The 254-nt window shown below is 66.1% G+C and carries 1 protein-coding gene; it reads right to left on the minus strand.

Features of this window, described 5'->3' with window-relative positions; translation table 11 throughout:
- A partial coding sequence (locus MFF64_RS39130) for a 2-oxoglutarate dehydrogenase component E1 family protein (protein WP_238194052.1) occupies positions 1 to 254 on the minus strand: 254 nt, incomplete at both ends.

Consider the following 254-nt stretch of genomic DNA (forward strand, 5'->3'; position numbering starts at 1 on the left):
CGCCGAAGCGGTCCTGCTTGCCCCGGACTCTTCCCAATGCCACGGGCTTCACAAACACCTGGTGGCTCGGGTTGAAGTTGAGGGAGACGTGCACCGGGCCCCAGGGGGTCTCCACGTCCGTGGAGTGGCCCAGGTGGTACTTCACGTCCCCCACGTACCCCTCGGGGAAGAGCTCCTCAAACTCGCGGAAGATGGCCTCAAAGGGCTTCTCCACCACGTGGGCCAGGACGTTGAGCCGGCCCCGGTGGGCCATG

Source organism: Methylobacterium frigidaeris (assembly GCF_022179185.1).
Classification (GTDB): domain Bacteria; phylum Pseudomonadota; class Alphaproteobacteria; order Rhizobiales; family Beijerinckiaceae; genus Methylobacterium; species Methylobacterium frigidaeris.